Source organism: Paenibacillus sp. JT22N12, from assembly GCF_056269365.1.
The window spans coordinates 1-6,829 of the sequence record NZ_JBWDNU010000036.1; the positions used below are offsets into that span (position 1 = coordinate 1).

The 6,829-nt window shown below is 43.7% G+C and carries 9 protein-coding genes; 7 read left to right on the forward strand and 2 right to left on the reverse strand.

The annotated features are described in order from the left end of the window. Positions 1–748, forward strand: a 748-nt coding sequence (locus AC0YOA_RS37980; protein WP_475790935.1) for a D-alanyl-D-alanine carboxypeptidase family protein, incomplete at its 5' end; no start/stop codon positions are given. 614 nt (positions 749–1,362) lie between these two features. On the opposite strand, the gene AC0YOA_RS37985 is transcribed toward AC0YOA_RS37980, so the two are convergent. Both AC0YOA_RS37985 and AC0YOA_RS37990 read right to left on the reverse strand, forming a co-directional pair. Continuing rightward, positions 1,363–1,869 carry a zinc-binding dehydrogenase gene (locus tag AC0YOA_RS37985; RefSeq protein ID WP_475790936.1) on the reverse strand — a complete coding sequence of 169 codons (507 nt, stop codon included), beginning with the start codon at positions 1,867–1,869 and terminating at the stop codon, positions 1,363–1,365. Positions 1,870–1,950: 81 nt separating this feature from the next. Continuing rightward, on the reverse strand, positions 1,951–2,298 hold the full coding sequence (locus tag AC0YOA_RS37990; RefSeq protein WP_475790937.1) for an alcohol dehydrogenase catalytic domain-containing protein: 348 nt from the start codon (positions 2,296–2,298) through the stop codon (positions 1,951–1,953). Between the two features lie 115 nt (positions 2,299–2,413). On the opposite strand from AC0YOA_RS37990, the gene AC0YOA_RS37995 reads away from it, so the two are divergent. The 6 genes from AC0YOA_RS37995 (at position 2,414) to AC0YOA_RS38020 (ending at position 6,429) form a co-directional block, all read left to right on the forward strand. Beyond that, positions 2,414–2,875, forward strand: a complete 462-nt coding sequence (locus tag AC0YOA_RS37995; protein WP_475790938.1) for a TetR/AcrR family transcriptional regulator — start codon at positions 2,414–2,416, stop codon at positions 2,873–2,875. Positions 2,876–3,378: 503 nt separating this feature from the next. Continuing rightward, positions 3,379–3,792 (forward strand): hypothetical protein, encoded by a 414-nt coding sequence (locus tag AC0YOA_RS38000; protein ID WP_475790939.1) that lies wholly within the window; start codon positions 3,379–3,381, stop codon positions 3,790–3,792. A gap of 287 nt (positions 3,793–4,079) precedes the next feature. Then, positions 4,080–4,517, forward strand: a complete 438-nt coding sequence (locus AC0YOA_RS38005; protein WP_475790940.1) for a hypothetical protein — start codon at positions 4,080–4,082, stop codon at positions 4,515–4,517. 97 nt (positions 4,518–4,614) lie between these two features. Then, on the forward strand, positions 4,615–5,079 hold the full coding sequence (locus tag AC0YOA_RS38010; protein WP_475790941.1) for a GNAT family N-acetyltransferase: 465 nt from the start codon (positions 4,615–4,617) through the stop codon (positions 5,077–5,079). Between the two features lie 176 nt (positions 5,080–5,255). Beyond that, positions 5,256–5,459 (forward strand): shikimate kinase, encoded by a 204-nt coding sequence (locus AC0YOA_RS38015; protein WP_475790942.1) that lies wholly within the window; start codon positions 5,256–5,258, stop codon positions 5,457–5,459. A gap of 493 nt (positions 5,460–5,952) precedes the next feature. Continuing rightward, positions 5,953–6,429 (forward strand): hypothetical protein, encoded by a 477-nt coding sequence (locus tag AC0YOA_RS38020; protein WP_475790943.1) that lies wholly within the window; start codon positions 5,953–5,955, stop codon positions 6,427–6,429. The last annotated feature ends 400 nt before the right edge of the window (positions 6,430–6,829 follow it).

Below are 6,829 nucleotides of genomic sequence, written 5' to 3' on the forward strand. Positions count from 1 at the left end.
AACGGTAATGTCCGCCCGCGATTCCGCGACTTTAGCCTATCACATTCTAAAGGAAGTACCAGAATTCTTGAATACTTCCAAAATCCAGTCCTACAGGTTCCGCGAACGGGACAAATCGCCGATCACGAACGTGAACTGGATGCTCACAAGCAACAAGGACGTTCCCAACTTCCGTAAATTCGCCTACGAAGGCGTAGATGGCTTGAAAACGGGACATACCAGTAGAGCCGGCAACTGCTTTACGGGAACCGCTTTGCGCGACGGAACTCGACTGATCGCCGTCGTCATGGGAGTTCCCGGCGATACGAACGACGGACAGCGTTTCTTAGAGACCGCCAAATTGTTCGATTACGGTTTCTACGGCTTCGAGAAGAAAACGATCGTCGATGCGAAAGCCGTCGTACCGGAATACGAAACGTTAAAGGTCAAAAAAGGGAAAGCGAAAAACGTAGCGGTCGTCACGGCGTCCGATCTGACCATATTAATTCCTAAAGGCCATACCGTGGAAACGACGGTGCAAGAAGTGAAGAGCGCGCAGGACTCGTTGGTCGCTCCGGTTAAACTCGGCGCTAATGTAGGTACGGTTACTTACAAATACAAAGACCCGTCCACCCAAGAAGAAAAGACGGTTACGATCGACTTGGTCGCTTCGGAAGACGTCAACAAAGCCGGCTGGTGGAGGCTGTTATTCCGTACGATCGGCAGCTTCTTCTCCGGACTGTTCCGAGGGATCATAGATCTTTTCTAAATTAGTTTGAAGATCGAATATAATCATGTTGATTTAAAAGAGGAAATAGTTAAAGCAATTGTAAAGTATGAAGGACAGATAATTATGACTGATACCGTTGATTTGCAAGCAAATTCTATTCAAAAGGTAGGGGGGAGGAAGTATCACATCTAGAGACGTATGGTGTTAACGAACAAGACATTTTAGTATTGATAAAACGTCTGTCAGAGTTTTTTATTCAAAACCTTGTCAAGATTTTTCTCTTAAGTTTTAGAAGAAAAAGCACTATGCTGAAAAATGGGCATGGTTAAGAGCCCTCCTTATGAGCGTTGGAAGGTTTCTGGTCTTTATGGAAAGTGTTCTTGGTCAAAATGGCATAGATCCATGAAGGAGCTTGTTTATACAGGCAACAACGGCGACTCGGTATGGTTTTCCTAGGAGGCGAACAGTTTTAGCGACGGGATTTCCTCCCACGGATACGATCGTTCTGCCCCGGCTACCGATACATACACCGCGTAAAGCAAAGCGGTCAACCAGTAAAAACTGGCTAACCTCATAATACGACGGATACGATAGCTGAGTAAAGATCCAGGACAAGGCTGCCAGCATGACCGGCAGCCTTTGCTCGTATTGCTTTATTGCAGTTCAGAAAAAACGCAGATGACGATTTTGCCGCGTGCCCGGTGACTTTCACTTTTAATGTGCGCGTTGGCCGTCTCCTCTAAAGGAAATATAGAATCGATCGTCACGTTAAGCCATTTTGTGTCAATCAGTCGGGCCAACTCCTCCAAAAAAGCCGACGTTATCAGTGGATACTGCACTTCGTGGACGGTAACCGACGCATTCGGCGCTTGCTCAGACGAGTAGCTCCCCCATGCGATGGGCACAAGCTGGCCTCCTGGCTTTAGCGTATCGAGCAGCCAATCCCCTTGGTTACCGCCGGCCGTGTCGAGGACAAGGTCCGCGCTCTGTGCGATGGCCGTCGGCAGAGCAGCCGCATAGTCTACGAACCGATCGGCGCCCAATTCGCACAGGAACGGCTCGTTACGGGCGGAAGCGGCTCCGATGATGCTCGCGCCCTTCCATCGAGCCAACCGAACAGCCAGGTGACCGACTCCTCCGGCGGCGCCGTTGATCAACACGGTCTGACCCGACTCCAGCTTCCCCTGGACGAACAACGCATGCCAAGCTGTGAAGCCGGGACTGGGGTAAAGCCGCCGCTTCTACGAATTGATCGATCTAGGCTTCAGTGCTAGATTTCCGGCCGGCACGGCGACGTATTCCGCGCATCCCCCGCTATTGGTGGTCATGCCGTAGACGGCGTCGCCCGGGCGGAAGCTGGTCACTCCATCCCCTAAACTCACAACGATTCCTGACACGTCCCAACCGGGGGTATAAGGCAGTTCGAACCGATCGCCGGCCAAACCCGAACGGATCTGCCAATCGCCGGGGTTGACGCCGACGGCATGAACGCGGATGATGGCCTCGCCTATGCCGGCGTTCGGAACGGGCGCTTCTTCCAAACGCAGTACGTCAGGCCCTCCGAAGGAATAATAACGGATCGCTCTCATTGTCTCGGGCATTCCTATTACCATGTTTACTCCCTCTTTTCTTTTCATTTCGTTGAATAATTCAACTCCGTTCATTACAATAGTAGGAAAAGTATATATCGCCGATCGGGCGGATTTGCACCGAGGGACATTCTATGCACACTTTCCAGACAAATTCGCACTGCTGGAACAGTCCATCCGAGATAAGTTCCGACACCTGCTGGAGCGGAAGCTGCCGGCGGATTCCGGCTGGCGTACGGAGCATTTGAGCATTTTGGTTCAAACGGTGCTGGAGCACGTACGGTCGCTTTATGGCCGCTGCAGTCCGGTCGATACCGTCGATCCGCTGTTTGAACGATCGGTCCGAGACGAGCTGGCTGAATTGCTGAGGCGCTGGCTTGTGCAGATCCAGACGGCTCGAGCCGACAGGCAAGTTCCAGTCGATACGTTGGCTCTCATGACGAGTTGGGCGATCTTCGGGGCAGCGGTTCAGTGGGGCAAAGGTTACGAGGACATCAGCGTGGACGAGATGACCGACCGCGTGCTGACCGTTCTAACTGAAGGAGCTAAAATGGACTTTGTCCATGAGAAACGATAGTGAATGAATATCTTACCTCCTCTTGCCCCTGACACTGAGTCAGGGTTTATAATTAGTTTATATGCAGAAATCTACTTAGAAAGGAAAACGATACACTATGGATATAACTCCACAAGAAGAACACTTGATAAAGGCTCTCCGTGAGGCTGCATTACCCCCTTTATTTGTGCTCATACGAATTAGAAATGATATTTCTAATGACACTGTAAATGTCGAAGAGAGCCGAAGAGACGACGTTGTAAATACATTAGAAAAATACATCGGTCCACTATGGGAAAACTATCATGAGGGGAAAAATTCATAAACCAAAGAAGGACCATAACGAATTAATCTTAATCCGTACCACTTAGATTGATATCGTTACGCTGACGGGTACGATAGTGCAGAGACCAGGAACAGATCGCCGCGGCAGGCAACTGTTCCTTTTTCGTTGAAGTAATGGGCAGGATAACGTGGTAAATGCCTTGAATATATTGGAATACCATATTAAGGCGGTTAGTAGTGTGTGGGCATTCAAGAAAAATGAATATGATAAATTAACAGTCGAAGTTTTAGTCGAAGTATCAAAAAAGTATATAAACATATCTAAACACAAAAAGATAGTGACTCCTGTAATAAATGAAACGATAAATCTTTATGTCAATGAGGTTCGGCTTAATGAAGATGAGGGTGAAGTATTTGTTGTAACGGAGTTCTTTAATTCTCTAACGAGCAATGGGAAGTTTCTTATGTTCACTTGCTCTTGTGGCATTTTTGGTTGTGGGGGATTTTTTATTGATGTTCATTATAAGAAAGATAGAGTGATTTGGGGGACAAAGCAGTCTACATATAAAAAGCATTTATTTTCCAGGGAAAACATCCAACTCTTTGCTGAGCAACTTATTATTAAGCTGTCAGAGCTAAATGATTTACGATGAGAAAATGGTCTTGATGCAAATTACGATATCGACCTCTTAAGAACAAAGCTTGAAGGTTTTCTCAAATAACAAAAAAACAAGAGGCTTATTAAAGTAACGGGTACGTTAGTTCAACGCCGAAGAGGTGCAGCAACGGCATCCCCATCTCTCCGCTAACGGGAAGAATTGCTCAACAAATGGAAGACATTTGATGGTATCCATGTTGATGTAATGGTAAGGAGAACGCAACTTATCGGTTAGCATTTGCCGTCTTACAATGGAAGTACCGGTAATAAGGGGGGATTTTAATGAAGCAAGGATTATGTGTAGTGCGGTACTTTGTTAAGCTAAATGTATTGAGTGCTATCTTTGCCTTATTGCCATTTATAATCAGTGAACTATTAGTCAATGTGTATAGAATTAATCGAATAACTGGGATTGAATTAGAAGTTATAAATTGGGTTAGTATCATTATCAGTTTTGTAGCAGTTGCTGGTTTCGTTATTTTGATCAAACAATTTTTACCCGCAAAAAAAATAAACTTTTTATCATCCATAACATGGGTCCCCTATTACTGGTTATATGTACGTACTTTTGCTGCTCAATTTCCAATGAATAATCCCGCTGATGATCCTAATCCTGTTTCAGGGTTAATTATTATTGCAGGTTTATTACTATACCCGTTTTTATTGGCTGGCGTTAATACTGTTGCTCTATTGTTTAAGAGGCGTGACGTGTTAAGCTAACTGGGCACAAAAGTTCGATAGTTCAACTCCGGAGGGTTGCCGGGCGGCGGCCTTAAAACAGCCCTTCGAACGCTTCTTTATAATGGAGGTTCACTCGATGGTGATAAAGGAAATTGACAATATGCACAAAGTGGGGATTACAGATTTTCGAGGATCAATTATCATTTCCAGAGGACAAACACATTCATTAGATAAGTTGCCAGGGTATGTTGTATTACTTGGTGATGACATAAAAGGACTGATAACTTATAACATATGTAATGAAGAATGCGAAATTATATCGCTTGATAGCAAGGCCGAGGAGCAAGGTATAGGTACCAAACTTATTGATTTGGTACTTGAAAAAGCAAGGAGTAGTAGTTGTAAACGAGTATGGTTGATTACTTCTAACGATAATTTAAAGGCCATTCGATTTTATCAAAAAAGAGGATTTGACATAAAGGCGGTTCATCAAAACGCGATCACTGAAGCAAGAAAAATAAAGCCATCAATTCCATTGATAGGATTTGATGGGATACCTGTTCGCCATGAAATTGAGTTTGAATTATTATTAGATCATTAACTTGTGCATTGCACTAAAGGGTACGATAACTGAATCAAGACACGCAGCAGCCGGCAATCACGATCGGCTGCTTTTTCCGTTCAAGTAACGGGAGTTAACGCTAATTGTGAAGGATATTTATGGGGAATACCGAATGGTTTAACGAAACCAATAACAGTTAAAAAAGGGAGGAGAAAATGAATATAGTTCTTGTAGGTATGTCTGGTGCTGGTAAAAGCACTTTAGGCGTGTTGCTTGCAAAAGCCTTAGGAATGGATTACGTGGATACGGATATTGTCATTCAGCAACATGAGGGTAGGTTGTTACAAGAGATAATTGATAATGATGGTTTCAAAAATTTATGCAGATCGAAGAAAAAACTGTATCTGAATTACAACTAAAAAATTGCATTATGTAAGTACAGTGATAAAACCCTTGATTGCTTAAATAAGGATATAGAACAATGTGTAGGTGAAATTATAGAACTAATACAAGAAAGTCATGGTGATCATTGAGCTACCCCGAAAATTACTATTAGCTCAGACCCAAAAATGGCAGCACGAAACTAAGGCCAGCTTTTATGGTTTTTAAAAACTGTGCTTCTTCGCAATCTATGAGATATTGAAACGCTAAGAGGCTTCTGAATTAGAGAGGGCTACCTGAAAACCAAAATTCTCAAGCTTTCGTACGGCTTGTCTCACGATCGCTTATGACCATTGTTTTATTACGTTCTTACACGAAAAGAAGACCCGAGAGGGGCATGGATGGCTAACTGGCAGTTTTAATTGCTTATAAATACCTGTGTAATGTGCAATCTATGAATTTCTAAAAGATACACATAACATTCTTAATAAAAAGAACGTCTACTGAGTATCTAAAAAAGGGGAATGTGATTTGAAATTTCGAATGATTATTTTCATTCTTGTATTTGTTTTTGCTATGACAGGTTGCAAGAACGGAGGGAACGGCGAAAGCAAAGTCCCACTAGATACTGTAATTCAAACTATGGAAAACCAAGGCTTAAAATTACTTCTAATTCACCAGAAGGACGATCCATCATTTTTTGAAAAGCTGAACAATGTTGTGGCAGTGACATATGCAATAGATACACACAGCATGGGCGGTGTCACTAATGAAGTTGAAGTCGATTCATCACTTTCAGCAATTGTTAATGTATTTGTCTACGTGTTTGATTCCGAAGAAGCTAGAAGTGAAGGGCGCAAAGACTTAAATGATAAGTTAAAACTCATTAGCCTAGCGAGCCCGCCTGGTGTTTACGAGAACAAAAATGTGATGGTTGTCCATTTTAAGTATACGGATGAACTGACTGAGTACGATGATATGATTAAAAAGGCAGTAAATGAGCTTTAGTTAATGGTTACAAAGGAGATTCTTCTTAGAACAACCATTGGGGACTGTAGTGTAATGATGCTACTCAAGCTCATACGGCGGTAGCGTTGAGCTAACGGGTACGTTAGCTCAATAAGGGGGGGCCATATGGTCCTCCCATTTTCCATTCCAACCCGGAAAAGCATCTACTAGACTGTTATAAGGAGAACTAAAAAAGTCCCCTAGTCAGGAGGGCGACTTTTTCAATACAAGCGCCGGACTACAAAGAACCTATATCAATTTCCGTAGCTGAGAAGAATTCTCAATGAGGGCCGGTAGCTACAGAAGTTCTCTGTTCATTTTAGTTATGGAATGAACATCGATGCGGGAACCTGTCCCGCGACCATCATCGTTACAAAAACGTAAGTTTGGGGAACCGCAT